Annotated in this window: 20 protein-coding genes; 3 read left to right on the top strand and 17 right to left on the bottom strand. The window is 68.0% G+C overall.

Features of this window, described 5'->3' with window-relative positions:
• Positions 1-736: 736 nt before the first annotated feature.
• The 12 genes from ACFVZH_RS38070 to ACFVZH_RS38125 all read right to left on the bottom strand — a co-directional run bounded on the left by ACFVZH_RS38070 (position 737) and on the right by ACFVZH_RS38125 (position 12,559).
• Complete coding sequence (locus ACFVZH_RS38070; protein WP_384904864.1) at positions 737-1,141, bottom strand: hypothetical protein; 405 nt, start codon at positions 1,139-1,141, stop codon at positions 737-739.
• Between the two features lie 17 nt (positions 1,142-1,158).
• The gene (locus ACFVZH_RS38075) at positions 1,159-1,719 is read right to left on the bottom strand and encodes a hypothetical protein (protein WP_384904866.1); all 561 of its coding nucleotides are present in this window, start codon (positions 1,717-1,719) and stop codon (positions 1,159-1,161) included.
• Positions 1,716-2,414: a transposase gene (locus ACFVZH_RS38080; RefSeq protein WP_384904868.1), complete on the bottom strand. Its 699-nt coding sequence runs from the start codon at positions 2,412-2,414 to the stop codon at positions 1,716-1,718. Before ACFVZH_RS38080 ends, ACFVZH_RS38075 begins: the two co-directional genes overlap by 4 nt.
• A gap of 254 nt (positions 2,415-2,668) precedes the next feature.
• Positions 2,669-3,451 carry a hypothetical protein gene (locus ACFVZH_RS38085; RefSeq protein ID WP_384904869.1) on the bottom strand — a complete coding sequence of 261 codons (783 nt, stop codon included), beginning with the start codon at positions 3,449-3,451 and terminating at the stop codon, positions 2,669-2,671.
• Positions 3,452-3,463: 12 nt separating this feature from the next.
• The gene (locus ACFVZH_RS38090) at positions 3,464-4,666 is read right to left on the bottom strand and encodes a peptidase M23 (RefSeq protein WP_384904871.1); all 1,203 of its coding nucleotides are present in this window, start codon (positions 4,664-4,666) and stop codon (positions 3,464-3,466) included.
• Entirely contained in the window at positions 4,666-5,445 is a 780-nt protein-coding gene (locus ACFVZH_RS38095) for a hypothetical protein (RefSeq protein ID WP_384904873.1), read from the bottom strand. The genes ACFVZH_RS38090 and ACFVZH_RS38095 overlap by 1 nt, the downstream gene beginning before the upstream one ends.
• 3 nt (positions 5,446-5,448) lie before the next feature.
• Positions 5,449-7,476, bottom strand: coding sequence for a hypothetical protein (locus ACFVZH_RS38100; RefSeq protein WP_384904875.1), 2,028 nt, complete (start codon positions 7,474-7,476; stop codon positions 5,449-5,451).
• A 3-nt stretch (positions 7,477-7,479) separates the two neighbouring features.
• Positions 7,480-8,112 carry a hypothetical protein gene (locus ACFVZH_RS38105; protein ID WP_384904877.1) on the bottom strand — a complete coding sequence of 211 codons (633 nt, stop codon included), beginning with the start codon at positions 8,110-8,112 and terminating at the stop codon, positions 7,480-7,482.
• On the bottom strand, positions 8,109-10,667 hold the full coding sequence (locus tag ACFVZH_RS38110; protein ID WP_384904880.1) for an ATP-binding protein: 2,559 nt from the start codon (positions 10,665-10,667) through the stop codon (positions 8,109-8,111). Before ACFVZH_RS38110 ends, ACFVZH_RS38105 begins: the two co-directional genes overlap by 4 nt.
• Positions 10,664-11,242: a hypothetical protein gene (locus ACFVZH_RS38115; protein ID WP_384904883.1), complete on the bottom strand. Its 579-nt coding sequence runs from the start codon at positions 11,240-11,242 to the stop codon at positions 10,664-10,666. Before ACFVZH_RS38115 ends, ACFVZH_RS38110 begins: the two co-directional genes overlap by 4 nt.
• Positions 11,242-11,499 (bottom strand): hypothetical protein, encoded by a 258-nt coding sequence (locus ACFVZH_RS38120; RefSeq protein WP_384904886.1) that lies wholly within the window; start codon positions 11,497-11,499, stop codon positions 11,242-11,244. The genes ACFVZH_RS38115 and ACFVZH_RS38120 overlap by 1 nt, the downstream gene beginning before the upstream one ends.
• 85 nt (positions 11,500-11,584) lie before the next feature.
• A complete protein-coding gene (locus ACFVZH_RS38125) occupies positions 11,585-12,559 on the bottom strand; it encodes a hypothetical protein (RefSeq protein ID WP_384904889.1) in 975 nt (324 codons plus the stop codon).
• A 320-nt stretch (positions 12,560-12,879) separates the two neighbouring features.
• Here ACFVZH_RS38125 and ACFVZH_RS38130 point away from each other — a divergent pair, with 320 nt between their 5' ends.
• Positions 12,880-13,293, top strand: coding sequence for a helix-turn-helix domain-containing protein (locus ACFVZH_RS38130; RefSeq protein WP_384904912.1), 414 nt, complete (start codon positions 12,880-12,882; stop codon positions 13,291-13,293).
• A 293-nt stretch (positions 13,294-13,586) separates the two neighbouring features.
• On the opposite strand, the gene ACFVZH_RS38135 is transcribed toward ACFVZH_RS38130, so the two are convergent.
• Complete coding sequence (locus ACFVZH_RS38135) at positions 13,587-15,845, bottom strand: type IV secretory system conjugative DNA transfer family protein (protein WP_384904891.1); 2,259 nt, start codon at positions 15,843-15,845, stop codon at positions 13,587-13,589.
• A gap of 155 nt (positions 15,846-16,000) precedes the next feature.
• On the opposite strand from ACFVZH_RS38135, the gene ACFVZH_RS38140 reads away from it, so the two are divergent.
• Complete coding sequence (locus tag ACFVZH_RS38140; RefSeq protein ID WP_384904893.1) at positions 16,001-16,363, top strand: hypothetical protein; 363 nt, start codon at positions 16,001-16,003, stop codon at positions 16,361-16,363.
• A 382-nt stretch (positions 16,364-16,745) separates the two neighbouring features.
• Here the strand turns inward: ACFVZH_RS38140 and ACFVZH_RS38145 are convergent, their stop codons facing one another.
• From ACFVZH_RS38145 to ACFVZH_RS38160, 4 genes are read right to left on the bottom strand one after another with little or no spacing between them, the layout of a single operon-like run.
• Positions 16,746-17,096 (bottom strand): hypothetical protein, encoded by a 351-nt coding sequence (locus ACFVZH_RS38145; protein WP_384904896.1) that lies wholly within the window; start codon positions 17,094-17,096, stop codon positions 16,746-16,748.
• Positions 17,093-17,479, bottom strand: a complete 387-nt coding sequence (locus ACFVZH_RS38150) for a hypothetical protein (protein ID WP_384904900.1) — start codon at positions 17,477-17,479, stop codon at positions 17,093-17,095. Before ACFVZH_RS38150 ends, ACFVZH_RS38145 begins: the two co-directional genes overlap by 4 nt.
• Positions 17,476-17,928 carry a hypothetical protein gene (locus tag ACFVZH_RS38155; protein ID WP_384904903.1) on the bottom strand — a complete coding sequence of 151 codons (453 nt, stop codon included), beginning with the start codon at positions 17,926-17,928 and terminating at the stop codon, positions 17,476-17,478. Before ACFVZH_RS38155 ends, ACFVZH_RS38150 begins: the two co-directional genes overlap by 4 nt.
• Positions 17,928-18,380, bottom strand: a complete 453-nt coding sequence (locus tag ACFVZH_RS38160; protein WP_384904906.1) for a hypothetical protein — start codon at positions 18,378-18,380, stop codon at positions 17,928-17,930. The genes ACFVZH_RS38155 and ACFVZH_RS38160 overlap by 1 nt, the downstream gene beginning before the upstream one ends.
• 481 nt (positions 18,381-18,861) lie before the next feature.
• On the opposite strand from ACFVZH_RS38160, the gene ACFVZH_RS38165 reads away from it, so the two are divergent.
• The gene (locus ACFVZH_RS38165) at positions 18,862-19,329 is read left to right on the top strand and encodes a Scr1 family TA system antitoxin-like transcriptional regulator (protein ID WP_384904909.1); all 468 of its coding nucleotides are present in this window, start codon (positions 18,862-18,864) and stop codon (positions 19,327-19,329) included.
• Positions 19,330-19,401 lie beyond the last annotated feature (72 nt).

A 19,401-nucleotide genomic window follows, 5' to 3' on the forward strand; every position in this document is an offset into this window, starting at 1 on the left:
TTTTTTATAATACCCCGGGTCTGTAGGGGGCTTCGCCCCCTACAACCAGTGACCGGCTTCGCCGGTCACCTGACGGCGTTTCACGCCGTCTTACGCTCCGCTTCGCGGAGCGGAGCCCCCGCTTCGCGGGGGCTGGCGGGTGGTTGCTGGGCCGCTTCGCGGCCTCTGACCTGGGCTTTTGCCGCTGCGCGGCCAAAGATGCCGCTTCGCGGCAAGGCTGGCTAGGAGGTGCGCGGGTGGCCTGGTCGGTTCCGTTTCCCTCGAACGCGGTTTCCATTTTCCTTCTCTATTCTTTATTGGACTCTGTTTCAATTTCCAATTCTAGGGTTGACCAATTCTTTATAAGTTTCGGTGGTCGCCTCTTTATCGAGTGCCTTTCTTGAATGAATTCTGACCCTTTCAGAATACCTCAGGTGCTGGTTTTCAAACGGCCGGAGGCCGTTTTCCTTTGCCCCGCAGGGGCGGGCCCCGGCGCGAAGCGCCTTAAGGGGGCCCACCGCGATAGCGGCGGGCCCGGAGGGCCGGGTCTTTTCCGCCCCGTGGCCGAAGGCCACTTAGGGGGGCGGGTTTCCGTTCGGGCCCGCGAAGCGGGACCAGGCCGCCCGTGGCCGAAGGCCACTTAGGGGGCGGCCCAGCCCGTAGGGCTGTCGATTGGCCGCGCATTTGGGCATGGAAAAAGGGTGGCCATCAATCGGCCACCCTTTTTCTTTGCCTAGTTGTTACTTAGGCCGTTCTGTCAGTCCGTCATGTGGCTGAGCCAGTCGGCGGGTTCCATCCCGTCGATGGTGGGCTGGTCCTCGTGCCACTTGAAGTCATCGGGCGAGAGCGTGAGTCCTGCGGCCTTGGCCGTTTCCAGGTAGGGCTCGATTTCCTCGGCCCGCTCTTCGTCGAGCTCAGCCGCAAAGTGACTGAGGCCCGCGTCGATGACGAGTTCCGGGGTGCAGCCGTTGAGGCGGGCGAGGTGGAACAGGTCGGCGAGGAGGTCTCCGCCCAATTCCCTGAGAATGTCGTCGTCCACGACGAGGGTGTCGTCGAGGTAATTCTGGCCAGTCTCCGATCCGAATGCTTTCAGGGCGGTAACTGCCCATCCCGCTCGGGTCTTGTTGGCCTCGGCGGCGCCGTCTTCGTTAAGGTCCGTCATTTCTTCTTCCCTGCCTTTCACTTACCGTAGACGGCGATTGCGGCGCGGACCTTTTCCGCGTCGATGCACCCGGGGTGCCGGAACGTCGAGGGCGGGTTGCCGTTGCGCCCGCGCAGGTGGGACCAGTAGCGGGGGCCCTGCCAGTCGCAGAGCTGGCACTGGAGGAACCAGGGGTTGTCGGCTCCGGGGTAGCCGCCGAGGGGGGTCCAGAGGAATTCGGCGAGTCCGTCCATGGCCGTTCGCGCGGCCTCGGTGTTCCGGGGCGTAGCGGGCATTCGGGGGTGGAGGAGAGGGACCGGCCCGACCAGTTCGCGGGGCATGGTTTCCTGGTCCTTTTCGGCGTTCTGCGGGGTGATCTGCCGCAGGTCGTACATGGCGACGAGGTAGGCGGCGGAGAGTTCCTTTCCGGCGCTTCCGTCGGCTACGCGGGCCTCTTCGTTCTGTCCGGCCGGGACGGCGTACCAAGCGCCGTGCCAGCGGTAGATTCGGCCGAGGTGAAGTCCGTTGATTCGGACCGGGTAGTGGCATTCCTGGTTCGGGTCGCCGAGTTCGTAGCGGCGCGTTTCGTTGTTGGTCACTTGCTCCACCCCCACCACGTGCGGACTTCTTCGGCGTCTTCGCCGAAGTTTTCTTCGACCATTTCGGCGAAAGACACGCCGGGGTTGGTGAGGCTCGTAATCGCGGCATTGACCACGAGATTGATCGCGTCCTCTTCGGCGCTCGTGAAGCCGATCGCGTCGAGGACCATGTCCGCACCCGCGTTGACGGCGGTCTTCACGGTTTCCTCGGTGTATCCGAATTCGGGCCGCTTGATTCCGAGGCGGCGGGCGTCGATGTACGCCGCGAGGGATTCCGTCGCGTTCCGCATGGAGTCAAGGCGGGCGTAATCGGCACCGGTGTTGTCGGCGGTGAGGAGGTCCTCAACGGCCTCCATGAGGCAGTTGAGGGAGCGGGCCGGGTCGGTGGTGGTGTAGAGGGTTCCGTCGTCCGTGACTCCCCATACCTCCGTTCCGTCGAGGTCGATGTCCCGACGGTCGAGGAGGTGCCTGCATTCGGGGCACTGGAACAGGCCGTCATGCCTGATGCAGTAGGCGGAGAGTCCGCCGCACTGCGGGCAGCAAATTGGGTTCACTGAATGCTCGCCTTTCGCGTGTTTGCTTCCGGGGCGAGCCACAGGAAGCCGCGCGGCACAGCGCGTGCTTTTTGGCCCGGTGCGCGCCGAAGGCGCAGGGCCAAAAACCCTTTTGCCGGTGCGCGCCGAAGGCGCAGGCAAAAGGGCGGTCCGCGAAGCGGACCGAATCGCCGGTGAACGCGCCGAAGGCGCCCGGCGATTCGCCCGGAGGGCGGCGCGCGGGGTGCCGTGTGGCATCCTGCGGCACGCCCCGGAAGCAAGGGGCCCGTAGGGCCTTCCGGGGCCGCACTGGACCGCCCGGGGTGCGCCCCGTCGCTGCGCCCCCGCCCCCGTCGCTGCGCCCGAACGCGAAGCGGCCCCCTCCCGGTGTGGGAGGGGGCCGCGTTGGTGGCGTTCTAGGCCGGTGCGCCCAGCCAGCGGACGACGTCGCGTGAGCGTTTGTCGTCGTCGAGGAGGTCCATCACGTCGGCGGCGATCTCGCGGGCGTAGTCCGGGTCTTCCTCGGTGAGCTTGCGCCACGCCGCGTGCAGGTTCCGGGTGAGGCGTTCGGTCTCGTCGGCGGCCACAGGTGCACCCTGGCGACGCTGGACGGTCTCGATGAGGAGGCTTGTCGTCTCTGCCCAGGACTCTCCGAGGCGAAGGGTGAGCCAGGCTCGGAGGGTCAGCACGTGGAGGGGGGCGACGTGCTGGGGGCCGTAGTGCTGGGCGAGGGCGGCCTCCAGGTGCTCGGCGGTGCTGAGGGCCTCGGTGAGTGAGCCCGATTGCTCCTGCGCCACGAGCTGCGCCCAAGTGGCGCGGAGTGCTGGCGGCAGGTCAGTGGTCCAGTCGCCGGCGGGTGCAGGTGGGGTCGGCGGCTGGGGCTCTTCGGGTGCGGGGCGCGGTGGTGGGGGCGCTGCTGCTGGCGTGGGGTGAGGGTGGTTGAGGGCGGTGACCGACCCGTCGGTGTCGACGATGAGGGGCCAGGCGGTTCCGTCGGCTTCCTTGGCGAGGGCGCGGACGGGGCGGCCGTGGTAGGCGGCTTTGATGCGTACCTCGGCGAGGGCCGCCACGCGTGCTTGCTGGACGGTGAGGCCGGGTGTGGTGATCTCCTCCCCGTTCACGGCGGCTATTCCGTTGGCGTTGATTGTGATCGTGTAGACCGGGAGGTGGGGAATTTGATCAGGGTTCGTGATGGTCATGTTTCCTCTCCCCTATCCGCCCTTGGGGAAGTGGGGTGGTGCCCAACCGAGGTAGGTGGCGCCCCATTTGGTTTCGATATCTGTTGCGGGTACGACGTCGATGTATCCGGGCCGCCTGATGTCGTTGCTGGCGATCTTTCCATTTCCGAGATAGATGGCGACGTGTCCGGCTCGTTGTCCGGTGTCCCAGTACATGAGGGCGCCCGCGGGCGGGTTCCTGTCCCGGTCGTGTTTCATGCTGGGAGGCATCTCTTTGTAGTGGTCGATCGCGTACGGCACTCCGGAGTAGTTCCATCCGTACGAGACGGCCACAAATGCGAGGCAGGCCCGCCACCAGTCTTTGCCTCCGGTACGAGCCTCGTTCTCTGCCCATCGGATCGCTTCGGCTGTGCTTCGAGGGTTCCTCACCGAGGGTGGCCAACCGGCCTCGCCGTCGTGGAAGGGCTCACCGGGTTTTCCCGGCTGGCCCGTGCCGGTGTCGGGGTAGCAGGCGTCTCCGCCGTCCGCGCCCCCGCTGCTGTCGCCGTCGTCGGGGGTCTCCCGACCGGGTGTCGCTCCGTCACGGCCGGGGCGGTCGAGGTCGATCCCGGCCTCGTCGGCGATGCTTCGGGCGGCATCCTCCTGGCCGGCGTAGAGGTCGGGATAGGCGCTGCGTTGCACTTCCTGGGCGGCCCGACCCGGGTCCATGTCTTCCCACCTGCGGATGTCGACGAGACCGCGGGGGTCGCCGTCCTCGGCGCCGTAGAAGAACATCCGTGCGGCGTAGGTGGGTTGCATGATCTGCTCGACCGAGCCCCACCCCTGGGACGGGCGCTGCTGGAAGATGCCTACTGAGTCGCGGTCTCCATAGTCGAGATTGATCAGGGTGGACTCCTGGAGTGCGGTCATCAGGCCGATCAGGGTGGCGAACCCGGAGAGTCCTCCGTCGGCTGCCGCCTTGTCGATGATCTTTGCGTTCTCGATCTGATCTTTCCGTGTCTTGGTCCTGGTGCCCTGCGAGCCGCTGGCGCCGTCGTCGTTGTCGTCGAGGTCGACGCCGGGCGTTCCTCGTCGGCCGCACGAGTCGGCCGAGGCTTGGCCGCTCATGCCGCCCGTGAGCACGCCGAGGAGTACAAGGAACAGGACGAAGACGAGGAACGTGATGCCGCCGACCTTGAGTTTGAGTGCTGTCCCCCCGACTTTCGCGGCGGCGCGGAGTGCGTCGCGTCCGTCCACTACAGACCCAGAATCCGCGTGATCCGCCACTCGTCGGTGTCGGTGAGCATCAGCTCGACTTGGAGAGTGGTGGTCTCGGTGTAGGTGGTGTAGCCCTCGATGTCCACGGTCGCCGTGGTCTTGCGCCAGACACGGAGGGGGGTGTCCCTGGGAAGGTCGGCGCCGGCAGGTTCGACCTTGACTGTGCGCACAGTGGAGACACCGCCGCGGCTGACGAGGCGGTCCCACGCCGGGTCAGAACTGGCGGTCAGGTTCTCGACGAGGGAGGCACTCATATAGGGGGCTGCTCGCAGTACGGCGGCCCGATGTGACTTATCGATCGGAGGGTTGCGGGCGAGGTAGAGACGGAGTGCTTCCTCGGCGACTCGCTCGGGATCGTTGAGGTTGATGCTGGGGGTAGGCGATGTGGAAGGGGAGGGGGAGCTCGCCGGCGGGGCGGGCGCGCTCGGCTTGTCGTCCGGTCCTTGTGGTGATGGTGCCGCTGTGGTGGTGACCTGGGTGGCGGCTTCATCGCCGAGGAGGCCGGGCCAGACCCACCGGGCGCCCGCGCCGAGGGCGAGGATCAGGGCGAGGATGATGGCGGCGCCGGCAGGACGGAGAGGCTCGCGGCGGCGCTGTTCTCGGACCCATTCCGTTGTGTTGCGCCGAACCGCGTCTCGGTGCGCTCGCTTGGCGCCGCCCCGCTTGCTGCGGGGGACCTCGTTGACGTGGTCGGGGTAGCGGAAGTTCGCCAGGATCTCCCGCCACTCCTGAGGGGTGGGCTCATCCGACTTGGCCATGGGTCACCCCTTCGTGGACGGCGTTGTGGTCGGCTGCTGCTTCTTGGGCGGCGCGGCGTATCCGCGTCGCTCTGCTGGAGCGGCGGCGGACGGTGCGGACTGCGGAACGCGGGAGATCGGGCGCCCGTTGGGACCCGTCACGGAGTCAGTCCGGCGAATGACTGTCCCTTGGATGACCTTCGTGTCGGTCGCGGCGGCTGGCGGCGGTGCCTGCCGGAAGGCGTAGACCGGGGTCCCTCCCGTCTCGGGGCGCATGGCGGGACTGGCGGTCGTGGTGTTCGGTCCCCCTGCGGCGCCTTGGTTGGGCGCCCCGCCGCCCCCTGGGGGTAGGGCAGGGCGCGGTTTCTGCGCCGGTACCGCCGGGCGGCCGGGAGAGGGCCCGCCGGCGGAGGGTGTCGCGGCAGTCGCGAGGGCAGCCGCAGGGAACGCGGCGCGGATGGCAGATGGGGTTCCTGCGGGGAGAGCCGCCGGGTTCCCGCCGGGTGTGGCCAGGGGGCGGGGCGCTGGTGGGCGTGCTGTTGGAACGCGGGTGACGGTCATTGTGTGGCCGGTGCCGCCTGGTCCTGGTGGTAGCGGGGGAAATCCACCGCCACCACCACCGCCACCGCCGCCGGCGGTGGGTCGGGGGGGCAGGTTCTTGAATCGGTTGTACGGAGGGATCTTCCCGCCCTTGCTGCCGCCCTTGAGGGGGTTGAGGGCGCGGGAGGCGAGGAATCCGGCGACCATACCGCCGGAGGAGGAGCCACGGACGCCGAAGATCTGTGCGACGACGCTGCGGAACTGGAGCCCGACGACGGCGGCGGCGATGCTCAGTCCGCTGGTGGGGAGCCATCCGTATTCACCGAAGATCTGGTTGGTCGCTGCCTGAATGGACAGGACGGCGCCAAGAACCATGGTGGCGATGAGGCTTTCGAGGGTGCGGGCGAGTAGCTGATCGAACCAGGCCAGGCCCCATTGCCGCGGACGGCCGGGAATCACCCACAAGCATGCGAAGAACACACCGGTGAGCAGGAGCATGAGGGCGCCGAGGAGACTGGCCAGGCTGGTGAACGCGAGGACGATCACGAGGGCGGCGAAGAGCACGACGTTGAGGAACGCGACGATCGTGATGACGACTCGGGCGCCCGGGTTGTGCCCCTGACGGAAGCTCACCGACTCCTCTCCCACGGTTTCATCACTCACGTTCGGGATGAGCCAGTCCTCGCGCTTGTCCCGGTCCGTGCCCTGGTCCAGGAGGTCGGCGCCGTGCTTCTCACACACTTCGAGCGAGCCGAACTCCGCGACGCACCATGGCACCGCCACGTAGGCGCGCCATACCGAGTCGCTGGACTTCCTGAGCATGTCGTCTCGGCCGTTGCCGGTGAATCGGGGTTCGTGCTTGGTCTGGAACGGATACTCGGCCTTGCCGTCGCCGAGGCCCGCTGATGTGGCCTGCATGGTGACGCCGGCGCCGACCTGCCGGACGGTGTCGACTCCGTCCACCCAGGTCTGGGGGCTGGTGAGGAGGGAGATCGAGAAGACGCCGGAGATCAGCACCCACGCGATCTGGGAGAGGCCGCCCCCGCCGCCCTTCTTGTGCTGGGCGAACGCGATGAGTCCGCCGACGGCGAGCGCGGCTGGCAGGAGTGTTGCCGTCAATCCCTGAGCGGCACCGCCGATGCTCCTTGAGACGGCGTTTTCGAGGGGCGGAAGGCTGGTGAGTTGGAAGATCCACTGCACGATCACCACGGCGGCCTTGCCGACGGCTGCGGTCAGCGCCATGAACAGATCGGCGATCATGTGGAACGTGGCCTCGAACCCGTCGCTTACGCCGAACTGTTCGTCGAGAATCCACAGATTCTCATTGCCATAGGTCTCGTACAGGGTGCCTTGGCCGTCCGGGATCTTCATGTCCGGTGACGGCATGAGGTCCCCGACGCCTGCTGGCCGGATGTCGTCCGCCTGGGCCTGCCCGGCGGTGACGATGAGCGTGGTGTAGACGAACAGGAGCGGGATCGCCGCGGTTCTCAGCCGTGGCAGTCGGTCGAACACTCTCTACCCCCCGGAAAGAGCTGTGCGGACGGGCGATCCTCCGTGGGCTGCGCCGGAGTCGCTGATGTCCTGTTGCTGGTCGACAACCCAGGTCCCTGCCTCCTCGATCAGGCGTAGGGCCCGCATGGTGGTGGTGGCGGGCTTGCCGGGCCACTGGACGGTGTACGTGATCAGGACGCCGTATCCGGCGGGATGCTTGGTGGTGGCTGGCACTGTGACGACGTCTGATGCCGTGACGGGTCCGGTCTTGGCGCGCTCGGGCCCGCCGGTCGGGCGGCTCGCGGTGGCCTTGGGGTGCGGGGTCGATCCGTCGGCGTAGCGCGGCGGTTCGACGATGTCGACGGTGGGCGAGGGGTCCGGCTCCCCGGACTCGGCGCTGGGCGTGGCCGTGGGCGCGTCGGGGGTGTTGTCCTCGACGCACTCCTCGACGGTGCCGTATCGCATGCGGGTGGACCGGAGCTCGCACGCAGTGCGCCAGTCCTGGCGGAGGGCGGCGGTCTGGTAGTCGCGGGCGACTTTGAGGACGGCGGCGGTGGGGTCGCTCGCCTTCTCCTCTGCCTTCTCCCCTGCCTCAGTGCATCCGGTCATGAGGAGTCCGGCCGCCATGATCAGGGCCGGTACGGTGTGCCGCTTCATACGCCCGCCTTCTCCGTGGTCTCGATGTGGTCGGGGAGCTGGGTGGCCTTCGGTGAGGTGTCGAGGAGGTCGAGGAGCTCAGCCGACGGCACGTCGAACTGGACGGTGGCGCACGCAAACCTGCGGTCGCGGACGATGCAATGCCCGTGCCGGATCTCACCGTCGGGCAGCAGGCCGACGGACTGGATCAGGGCCCGCGTGTGAGTGTTCTTCGGCAGTCCGAGGAGCTCGGCCATGGCGTCCTGCTGCTCGCGCGAGGTGAGCTGGAAGCCGTACACGGTCGTGAGCTGTTCGACGATGCCGACAAGCTTGACGAGTGACTCGGGGTCCTGGGTGTCGAGAACCAGCGAGGTGGCCAGGGCTCTGCCGACTCGCGCGATGTATTGAAGGAAAGTCGCTCCCTCGCGGGTGGCGGTCATGAGGTGCACCTCGGGGACCGCGACGACCTTCCTCAGGCCGCGCAGGTCCCTGCGGCCGGCGGTGGTGACGCCGTAGGCAAGCATCGAGTGCATGAGGGCGACGCTGAGACGCTGGCTCGGGTTCCATTCGCGTCGGCTGGCGTCGGCTGGCGGCAGGGAGAGGCCGGGCATCTGCACGACCCAGATTCCCGGGGCGGGCCGCAGGGGTGGGGTCTCTCCGGTCGGGCGGCCCATGAACGGGGCACCCAGGCCCGTTTGAGCGAGGTCGTGAAGTGCTTCGCCGGTCTCTCGCGCTAGGCCGTCGTCCATCTGGCGGAGGTGCTCGATCACCTTCCACGTGGCGGGGTCGCCTGCGGCGATCACGGCGTTCGTGGCGTGGGTGATCGGGGTCTCGGCGCCCCGGTCTCGGAGGTGGTCGGGGATGGCGATGCTGAGCTGTGCGGGTACCTCTCCGCGGGCGGCGTCGAGGCCGCCCTCGGCGCCCAGGAGGTCGAATAGGTCGGCCACACCGGCGTAGCGCGGGCCGGTTTCGACGAGGTGGGCCTCCAGGCCGTACCGGTGGGCGGCGAGGGTGAGGCCGCCTAGATCTCCCTTGAAGTCCAGCGCGAGGGCGTAGGCGCCACGGAATGCGGCGTCGAGGAGGAGGAGCTCCATGCCAGTCGTCTTGCCGCGTCCGCTTCGTCCGATGAGGGCGGTGGTCGTCGCGTCGCCTCGGTCGCTGCCGGCGGTGACGTCGGTGCGGAAGGTTCCGGGAGTGCTGCCGGTCAGGTAGCCGACGATCGGGCCCTTGTCGTCGCCGACCATGGCGCCGCCCCACCACCAGGACCCGGACAGCGCGGTGACGTCGCGGCGGTGGCCGAGGTCGGGCACGCGCAGGTGGTCGCCCGGCTGCGTTTCGAGCCAGAGCTCGCGCTGTTCTTCTTCGCCGACGGACACCTCGATCCCGAGGCCGCCGTAGTGGGTGATCACGGCGTCTACGCGGGATCGCAGGTCGTCGAGGCCGGTCGTGCTCGTGACGATGAGGCGGGGGTGGTCCTCGACGAGGGTCAGGTCTTCGCGGCGCATCTCGCGGGTGAGCTCGGCCATCACGGCTTCGGTCTCTTCGATATCGCGGCCGGGGTCCTCGGCGCTCTGTCTGGCGGCAGAGCGGCGCTGTTCCTTGGCGAGGCGGCGGGCCTGCTCGACAACTTTGAGGGCGTCGCGTTTGGGCAGGACACGGAACCTGACACTCGCTTCGGGGCTGACGGGGACGATGAGGTCTGCGGGGTCGAAGCCTGCCGGGAGGTCTTCCTCCTCGATGTCGGGGACGTATTGGATCTCCGAGAGGATGCGCAGCCATTCGCCGGCGCCGGGTACGTCCATCTCTTCGGGGAACCCGGTCATGACCAGGACGCTCGCCCAGGCGGCGACGCGGCCGGTTCCGTCGACCACGCGCAGGTGGTCGGGGTGCGGGAGGATGCGCCCCCGGGTGAGGGTGGCGAGCTTGGCACCGCTGATGACGCCCCCCGCAGACGGCGCGGGCAGCGCTGTGCCGCGGTGCTGCTCGCGGCTGATCATCCATGCGAGGAGCTCGACGGATGCGGGCCGGGCCTTCCATGGGGTGGCTTCGAGCCGTCGGCCTAGGCGGCGCATCTGGGCATCGAAGCGGGCGAGTTCGCGCGTGCTGATCCCCGGAGAGGAGAGCCCGAGGGCGTCTTGCACCCCCCTGCGGCCCGCCTGCTCTGTCTGGCCGCTGCGCTCGGCGAGGCGGACGCCCAGGAGCAGGTGCCGGGTGGGCAGGCCGATCTGTTCGAGGCGTCGGACTCTGAGGTCTGCCCACTCCGTCCAGGCGCCGGCGGTGAACATCTCTGCCGCCTCGGTGCTGTAGTCGGCGGCGTTCAGCGGTGACCACAGGATGCGGAGTTGGCAGTCGAGTCCGGCGAGCGTGCGGGCGAGTGCGGCGTCTGCGGCGTCGAGTTCGGCGTCACGCGCGCCCTCACTCATCAGGTCCGTGTTGGAGCTCGCCAGGACGTACCACGCTTCGGCGTGGCCGCCGGTGACGATCAGGCCGTCGGAGAGCGCCTCATACTGTGGGGCTCCGGCCGATCGGTCTCCTCCCATGCCGAGGAGTTCCGAGATCCGCTTGCGCAGTTTCATGCCGCTTCCCCCTTCTGGTACTGCTGCATGGCCTTGCGGCCGTACGCCTTGGCGACGGCATCGGGGCCGTACAGGCGGGTGTGCGTGTCGAGCCGGATCGCGTCCCCAGCACCGACGGGAACGGCATCCTCGCGGTCCTCGCCGAGGAACCGCTCGACGAGGGACCCGAGCGGCGAGGCGAGGAGGACGTCCGTCTTACCCGCCCAGCGGGCGCGACGCGGGAGCCACTCACTACGGGTTGCCGCTCTACGGCCGCCGCAGATGATCGGTCGGTGACCGATGACGAGGTACCGAGCGCTGAGGGCCCATCGCGTGATGTTCCACCGCTGCTCGACCTTGACCGACCGTTGGGTCCCATAGACAGCGGTGACGATCGGCGGCAGGAAGTAGGCGGTGAAACTGATCTCGCTGGGCAGGCCGAAGAGCAGCAGCAGGGGGCCGGTCCAGACGACGAACAGGATCAGGCCGAGGACGAGGGCCCGGCGCGGCGCACCCTCCCCCAGGTCCACCCCGAGAAGCTCATGCTGCCGCGGGTCGATGTCGAATTGACGGGTGTAGGTGTGACCGCGTCGCATCAGGCTGTACCTGCAACCTTGTTCCAGACGCCCACAAGCATGTCCTTGACGACAGCAGGCGCCCAGACGATCGCGCCCACGAACACGGCGGCGACCGCAAGGGTGACCATTTCACCCCACTCCTTCTTGATGAAATGGCCGACGGCACGGATGGCCAAGAACGCCATGAACAGGTTGCCGACGACGACCAGGACCCAGTCTTTGAGGGCCGCGCCGGTGGTCAGCTCTGCGGCGAGGTCGACGAGGTCGAGGTTCATGGGGGGTCCCCCTTAGTAAGAGTTGGCTTTCTGACCTGCGGCTATGACGGCCGCTCATTTCCTGTGCGCCTTACGCATCACTGGCTCACAGGGAGCCGCCGCGTGCGCCGGCCACCTGCCACCGCTGCGCGTCGGCGCTTGAGACTCGTGTGAGCTCGACCCGGTATGCCTGCTCGATGGTGGCGCTGCCCAGGGCCCACGTGACGACGGCCGTTCCGGTGCGGTCCGCCCCGGTGCCGATGTCGACGGTCCACGAGGTGAGCGCCTTGTACGTGACGCCTCCGGGAAGCGGAGGCACCTTCGCCCCGGGGGCTGTCACGGCATCGACGTCACCGGCGCCCGCGAGGGCTTCGAAGAACTTGCCGACGGTGGCCGTCGTCTGCGAACTCAGCTCGGCATCGGCTTCCGGGGCGGGGATCTCGGGTGCCCTGGGGCCGTCGGTTGGGATGCCGACGAAGCCGGGTCGGCCGGATACGACGACGCGGCCGGAGGTCTCCACCACGGGGACGTCCAGGCCCACCCATCGCGCAGGTGAGGCGGCGGTCTTTGCGCCGGGGGCTTGGATCAGTACGTCCACGCGGACACGGGCCTGTCCGTACTTTCCAGGTGTGACCGAGCCGGGCTCGACGGTCAGCACGTCCTGTCGCCCGTGCCCGTTCCATCCCATGGCGGTGTCGGCACCTGCCAGCAGGACGGCGGCCAGGAGAGCCGCCCGCTCGGGGGCCTTGGTCTCGTCCCATGCGAGGTACGCCCTGGCGAACCTGGCGGCGACGGCCTGCGCCTCGTTGTCCGGGTAGGTCGGGCCTGCCTGTACCGGGGGCGCTGCGGCGGGGGCGGGTGCCTTGGCGGGCACGACCCATGACCGGACGCCCGTGATTGCGGCCAGAGCGACCACAGTCCACAGCACACCCCGCCCTAAGCGCTTGGCGAAGCGGGCTCCGGATCGCTCGTCCTGCGCCACCCACGGCACATTCGCTGCCGCGACGGGGACGGCACGTTTGGGCGCTGCGGCGCTCTGCTGCCGGGCCAGTTCGGCGCCGGCGGCCTCCCAGGGGTTCACCACGCCATCGGCCGAGTGTGCGACCGGACCACCTTCCGCGGTTTTACGGTCCTCGACTGGCTCCGGTAGGCCCATGACCTTCCGCGCAATCGTGGCCATCGACGGCATTCAACCTCCCCCAGGTTGCGGCCCGTTGGGTTGACGGACCGCTAGAGCGAAGACCCTATGCCGCTGTTGATCAAACCGTCAAAGAAGTTCGTAAGGGTCTGTCACTACTCGGCCGTTCCGGCAGAGCGGGCAGTACGACGCGGATCGCCGCCGCTAGAGTGCCCGCCTTGAAGGACAACGACAGGAAGGGTGCACGGGTGCGCATACGCGGCATGAGGCTACGAGCTCTACGCAAGGGGCGGGGTTGGACGCAATCTCGCGTGGCGATCGAAATCGGATGCTCGCGCTCGACCGTATCCATGTGGGAGACGCGGGGGCATTCCCCCGCTCCGTCGCACCTTCATGCCCTTTCTCGACTCTTCGAGGTACCCATTGCAGAACTAATTCAAGAAATCCACGACGAATCACCGTTGCGACGAATGCGCCGCTCTGCCGGGTTGCGTCAAAAGGACGTGGCCAAATCACTTCACGTGGGCGTTCCAACGTATTCCGATGTGGAGACCGGACGTCAGAGCGTCCCCGCCCGATGGGTTCCTATTCTGGCAGCAGCGTTCCGAGTTCCCGTCTCCGCGATTTGCGCCTTATACGCCTTACCAGGAAGAAACGAGGCGGAGGGTGCGGGCTGATCGCCTGCCACCCTCCGCCTTCTTAGTGCTCTCCACCGCCGGAAACCCAGGGGAAAGCACAACGCATCTTCCCGGACTCAATGCGTCCTGGATTTTGGTTTGGCGGACCCCGCCTCTGCCCGTAAGCCCGAAGTGACGACCGGAGTTCCAGAGTCTCTTACCCGGCGAGATTCCGGGTCCAGTTGAGTGTTCCTCCGGGAGACTGTTACACCACGGGCAAGGTGTTGAGAGTCCCGTTCGCAACGTACTTGCACTCACTCTTCGGATACGGCATCCCGGCTACGTCCGCAGACTCAAGACCCTCCACCGCTCCCACTGTCTTTCGGTCCCGGAACCTTCCCAGACGCCGAGCCGGTGTTCTCGGCTTGCCACTTCTTCCACGCTTCCAGCCACGTCGTGAGTTCGTCCTCGGAGTAGTAGGAGGTCTGGCCGTCCGTGATTCCTTCCGGGGGCGTGATGCCTCTCTTCTCACCACGCTTGAAATACGTTCGGACGGTGGCCGCCTTCCACGGCAGGATGCCCTTCTCGTGAGCATCGGAAAGGCTGTAGGTCTCGGGTACGACATCGTCCCCGCCGACGGTGGGCAGAGTGACGGTCGCTGTGCCAGCCGCTGTCGCGCCGCCTGTCGCGCCGCCTGTCGCGTGGGGTGCTGTCGCGGGCGGTGAGCTGGGCGAACCCATCAGCACCCCCGCCTGAGATCCAGGGGCGACAGCGGGGCCGTACTTCCCGCCGGGCAGGAAGTGAGCCGTGGCCGCCGTGGCGTTGACCTCGGCTCGGATCTCGTCGGTAATCCATGGGGCCATGTCCCCACGATCGAACCAGGACGGAGCCGGAAGGCAGTCGCGGAGATAGCTCTGTACGACGTCCGTGATGTAGCAGGGCTGAAATTCACGAACCCACAGGTAGTCGCCGTCAGGGTCCTTCTTGTTGTCGGCGTAGGCTCCACGTCCGGGAATCTCGGCGTCATAGCCCAGCACAGGCGTGCTCTGCCCGAATGCCACACCCCAAGAAACGCGGTCCTGCTGCCCCACCGCGATACGCGTTCCGATTTGCGCACGCTCCATGGTTCCACCGAAGAACGCGTTGGCGAATTGCTGGGTTCCCACGACGACACGATGGTTAGAGGAACGGCCTTGAAGCAGGATGATTCCGAGCCAGTCGAGGAATGGAGGGGTCCCCTTCCCCTTGATCCCGTAGCGCCACCATGTATACGCAAGCTTGATCAGCGTCGGCAGTTCGTCGATCACGAGAGTCCTGGGAACAAGCGCCGCCCTGAGTGCCGGATCGGCTCCCCGCTCGACGGCGGCCTCAGCCGCCATCATGGATGTCAGGAACTCAGCAAATGCACTGACACATTCCCGTGTCGTCTTATGAATCCGAACTCCCGAGTACCCCTCTGCTGCCGCGAGGCTGCTCCTCTTGGTGTCGAGGATGTCGATAAGTTCACCGTTCATGCGTCCGTGGACCACAGGAATGTAAAGGACGGTGGACTTTCCGGAGCCGGTCATGCCGGACACACCCCAGTGGGGGGTGGCGGTTTGCGTCTGGATGACGGCATCCACGACCGAATCGCCCTCGATAGCAAGGCCGACGAAAACGCGACGAGGATCCCCGGTCGGCTTCCACGGAACGTAGGCAGGAAGCTGCGGTTTCTCCTTGGGGCGAGGCTTCGGCGTCCATTGCACGTAATGCTCTTGCCCGCGGCGCTCCCACTGGGACACCCATTCACCCGGAACGCGTTCCTCAAATACGCGCTCTACGGCAGCTACAGCTTCCGGTCCGCCGATCCACTTCGAGGGGAGACGCAGGACCATGCGGGCGTCGGCGGCCTTGAAGTCGTTCGGCACAGACAGCCAACGCTGTCTGGTCTCGCTGTCCTCCAAACGGAGGATCTGACGGAGTGCCACCCACAGGCCAGGGCCGTAGATTTGTCCGTCTGTCCACACGGGGCGTACCCGCCAAAGGCCGAGGGCGGACGGGCTCGTGAGCGCCGCGATAAACGCCGCCCCCGCGACGGCGATTAGGACGGCCTGCGTCCCGGACGGGAATCGCCACACGCCCCACGCAATCGACAGCGGTGCCAGTCGGACAAGGGCGCGGGCGAAGCGCGGCCACCTGTGCCAGATCCTCAGCACGTGCCAGATGCCAGCAAGCGCCCCAAACAGGAGCCGGATGGGCGCCCCGATGATGCGGAGCACCCGCCGCATCCCTCCGGCCCGTGCGCGCTTTACCGGGGGCGCAGCCGGCGGCGCTCCGAGTTGATCGACCGGTGTCTCAGTGGCCCTGTCGTCGGGCAGTGGGGCACCCGCGTGCCACCATGTCGCCTCGCTCCGCGGCTCCCCAACAAGCTCATGGCCGGACAGGTAGCGACCGATCACGGCTACGGCCGTACCGATCCCCTGCTCGATAGCGCGGTTGAAGCGCTCCCGGTCACCGGGCTTGCTCTGCTGGGCCAGGACGCCCACGACAAGGAGCACGGCGAGCGCTCCCCCGCCTCCGAGCGCTCCGCCCGGCAGGCCGAGGCCGGGCAGATCCGGGATGGCGTAACTCATGAGTCCCCTCTCTCACACGCAACGTGCCGTGATGATCCTCGCCTACTGCGCACGGAGGCGAAGGAGACGGGGCCACCGCACCGGCCATCGCCAGGACGAGAGGTCAGCGGCCGTACATGCTGCGACAGAGGTCGGCAGCGCCCATGGGCGCGTTGATGCGACCGGCTTCCCGGCACAACTGGCGCATCGCCCGCGCCCTCACCCTGTCCGTACGGCTCGCGGACGGCTCCCGCGTCGAGCGGACACGGAAACTGCCCACGCCGTCCGGCCACACCGAAGACCTGCGCACGGCCGTGTGGCGCAGCTGGGACGGCCTCGCGTTCCAGCGGGCCCGCGTCCGCAGGGTCGCCGTGACCGCCGAGGAGCTCACGGCAGCCGAAGACGGCCCCGGCACTCAGCTGCCCCTCGACCCCGAGCGGGAGGCACGGCTCCGCATCGAACCGGTGCTGGACGAGCTGAACTCGCGGTGGGGACACACGGTCGTGCGGCTGGCAGGCACCTACCGCCACGCCTCCTGACGGAGATTCCGCCCGACTCTTCCTTGTTTTCGCTGGTCAGAGGTAGCGTCGCCAGTCGGGGCCGGACCACGGGCCCACATAGGGAGGGGATGACGCATGCGTCTCGACATCGGATGGGGCCTGACGGCCGATCCCGGGTGGGGGAGCTGACCCACTCATGACGGCGCTCTTCCCCCGGCTGTGTCGTCGGTGGCGGGGGCCGTCACGCGAGCAGAGCCCCGGCGTCTCACGCCGGGGCTCCACTCGTACCTGTGCCAGGGCGCGGCTCCGACGGTGGTCCAGGACAGCCGAGTGCCCCTCCTCGCGCGGCTGGGGCGGGGAGGGGGCACCAGACCGGCCGGTCCTCGATGGGGGCGCCACGGACCGGCCGGTCTGGAGGTGGTCAGTCGGTGAGGTACCTCTCAGTGAGCTCCCAGGAATGGCCGTCGGGGTGCATGGCGTGCAGCTCGCACGGGATGCCCGGCCCTGCCGTGACGGGACAGTAGAGACGCCGCTCGACCTCGTGGGGCTCGCGGCTGTCGAGCCAGGACACCCAGATGTCGCCCGCGTCCCTGAGCGGGAGCTCGGACAGGACGGCGTGGTGGACCTCCTCTCCGACACGGTGACGCTCGACCACACAGCGAACCGTGGAGGGAGCCTTGCCCTCTATCCCGGCCGCCGCGACCACCGCTTTGAACGCGTCGCTGAGGTGGGCCCGCTCGCCGCACTGGATGCGCATTCCTCCGAGGATCACGCGCGGACTCCTTCCGTACGGGCCGCAGGGGCGGCAGTGAGGGGGCGGGGCCGACAGCAGACGCATCCGCCGGCGGGCATCGCAGCGAGGGTGTAGGGGACGTGGCCCGGGCCGGTGATGGTGACCACCTCGGGGACGTACGCACCGGTGGTGAGCCGGTGCTCGACGTCCTCGCGGCCGATGCGGTCGTCAAGCCAGCCGCGCAGGGTGGCGCTGGGGAAGGGCCGGGGGTCGGCCGGGTCGGTGTCGAGGCGGTCGGCGAGGTGCTCGGCCGCTGCCGTCAGCCGCCGTACGGCACCCGAGGGCGTCGGGGCTACGTCGCGGGCCAGGAGCCACATATACGGGGCGGCCGGGGTTCCGGCCCAGGTCTCGCAGTGGATCACGGCCGCATCACCCGGACCTGTACGTACGCGCTCGGGCCCATGCCGTACTGGACGGTGCCGGTCTCGTCGAGCACCTCGACGTGCGAGAGGCCGCGGGGGTCGAGGTCCCCCCGGGCGTACCCCTGGAGCGCGATCACGCTGATCGTGGCGCGCCCGTCGGCGTAGTCGGAGACGACGAGGACGCGCTCGCTCACGGTCCAGGCGGCGACGTGGTCGGTGAGTTCACCCGCCAGGCAGGTGAGCCGCTCGACGTCCTCGTCCGCGAGGCCCCACACACCGAACGCGATCCCGGTGGTAAAGCGGGCCCGGCCCGGGGTGTCGTTGGCGGCGGCAGGGAGCCCGACCACCTGACGCAGACGGGCGGGGCGGTCGGCCTCGGTCTGCTGGATACCGAGAGGCCGGATGCCCTGGGGAAGCACCTGGTTGAGGCGGTGCGCAAGCGCGCCCATCACGCGGCCTCCCGTCCGGGCCCGGCGGCCGGTGCGGCACGCAGAGCGTCACTCAGGGCGTCGGGGTTCATGAGGCGGGGGAACACGCCGGGGGGCTGCACCCAGCGGCGTTCGGGGACCTGGGGGCCGCCCGGCCGGGGGACGGCGATCCACCACATCGGCCCGAGGGCGGTCGTGCCGGGGACATCCCACATCGTGTGGGTGCCGGTGGGCACCCACACGTAGGCGTACCCGGCGCCGAGGTCGGCGAGGATCGGGACATCCGCCCACGCCTCCCGCCGGTTCTCGGCCGCGCCGGTCAGCCGGTGCTGCGGCATGGCGATCACGTCCCATAACCCGCCGGTGGGCACGAGGGCGTAGGTGCCATGCAGCCACTCATCCCAGACCGCCCACGACGAGTGGCGGGCCGCAGCCAGCCAGTGGGCGCCGACGTCCGACGCATCCCTCTTCACAATCAACTCCCTACGTTCGCGGGGCAGTTGGAACAGACCTTCACTGGCCATCCGAGCCGACCGCCGCCGCTGGAACTGCTGTAGGCGTATCCGGCAGGGATGTGGGGGCTGTCGGCACCGCAGCGGGCGCATCCAAGTCCATGCAATCGCGTGCGCTGCTCGACCGATATCGATTGCAGGTCCACGTCACCAGCTCGAATGTCCTGCTGCGCGTGAGCCTGCATGGCCGTACTCCGATGCCCTCATCCAACCGAGTTCGGGGGCCGCGATGTTGATCACATGCCGTGGTCCTGGCAGTCGGTGGCGACCCTTTGACAGTCTGTCACCGGGATTCCCGCCATGGGAAGTCCGTCATGGGAATCCCATGGAGGTTGGCATATGCACGCCTTAGCGATACCGACGGGCCTTGCTGCGGCCGTCACCGCTTGGACACACTGACGGGTACTCGGAGGAAGGAACGCCCATGTCGGGACCGCGCAGAATGCAGCTCGCGAAGGGTCTGGAGAGGCTCCGCATCCGATCGGGTCTGACGCTTGAAGAAGTGGCCAAGCGCTCCGGCTACGGAAAGTCGACCGTCCAGCGCTACGAGGCATGGAGGAGCGAGAGCAAGCCTCAGAGCCGTACCGTCCGATCGATCGCCGAAGCCGCCGGCGGTGACCCGGACGAGGTAGCGGCCCTGGTCCAGCTCGCAGAGGACGTACCAGAGGGCTGGTGGGTCCGCGGCGCCGTGCCGGAGTGGCTGCACCCGCTCGTCGCCCTGGAGCACGAAGCCGAGGAAGAGCGAGCGTTCGCACCCTCGATCGTCCCGGGATTGCTCCAGACCCGCGAGTACGCCACAGCCATTCACCTCGCCGAGCAGGTCCGCAAGCCACTCAACGAGGTGGAACGCCAAGTGGACGGCCGCATGAAACGGCAGAGCGTCCTAATACTGCAACGGTCCTTGTCGTGATGGTTGGGCAGGTGAGTCGTTGTTCTGTCCATGGGTGGGGTATTGGTTGATGCCCGTTCGTGGGCGGGTGAG

This window comes from Streptomyces sp. NPDC059534 (assembly GCF_042743475.1).
Lineage (GTDB): Bacteria > Actinomycetota > Actinomycetes > Streptomycetales > Streptomycetaceae > Streptomyces.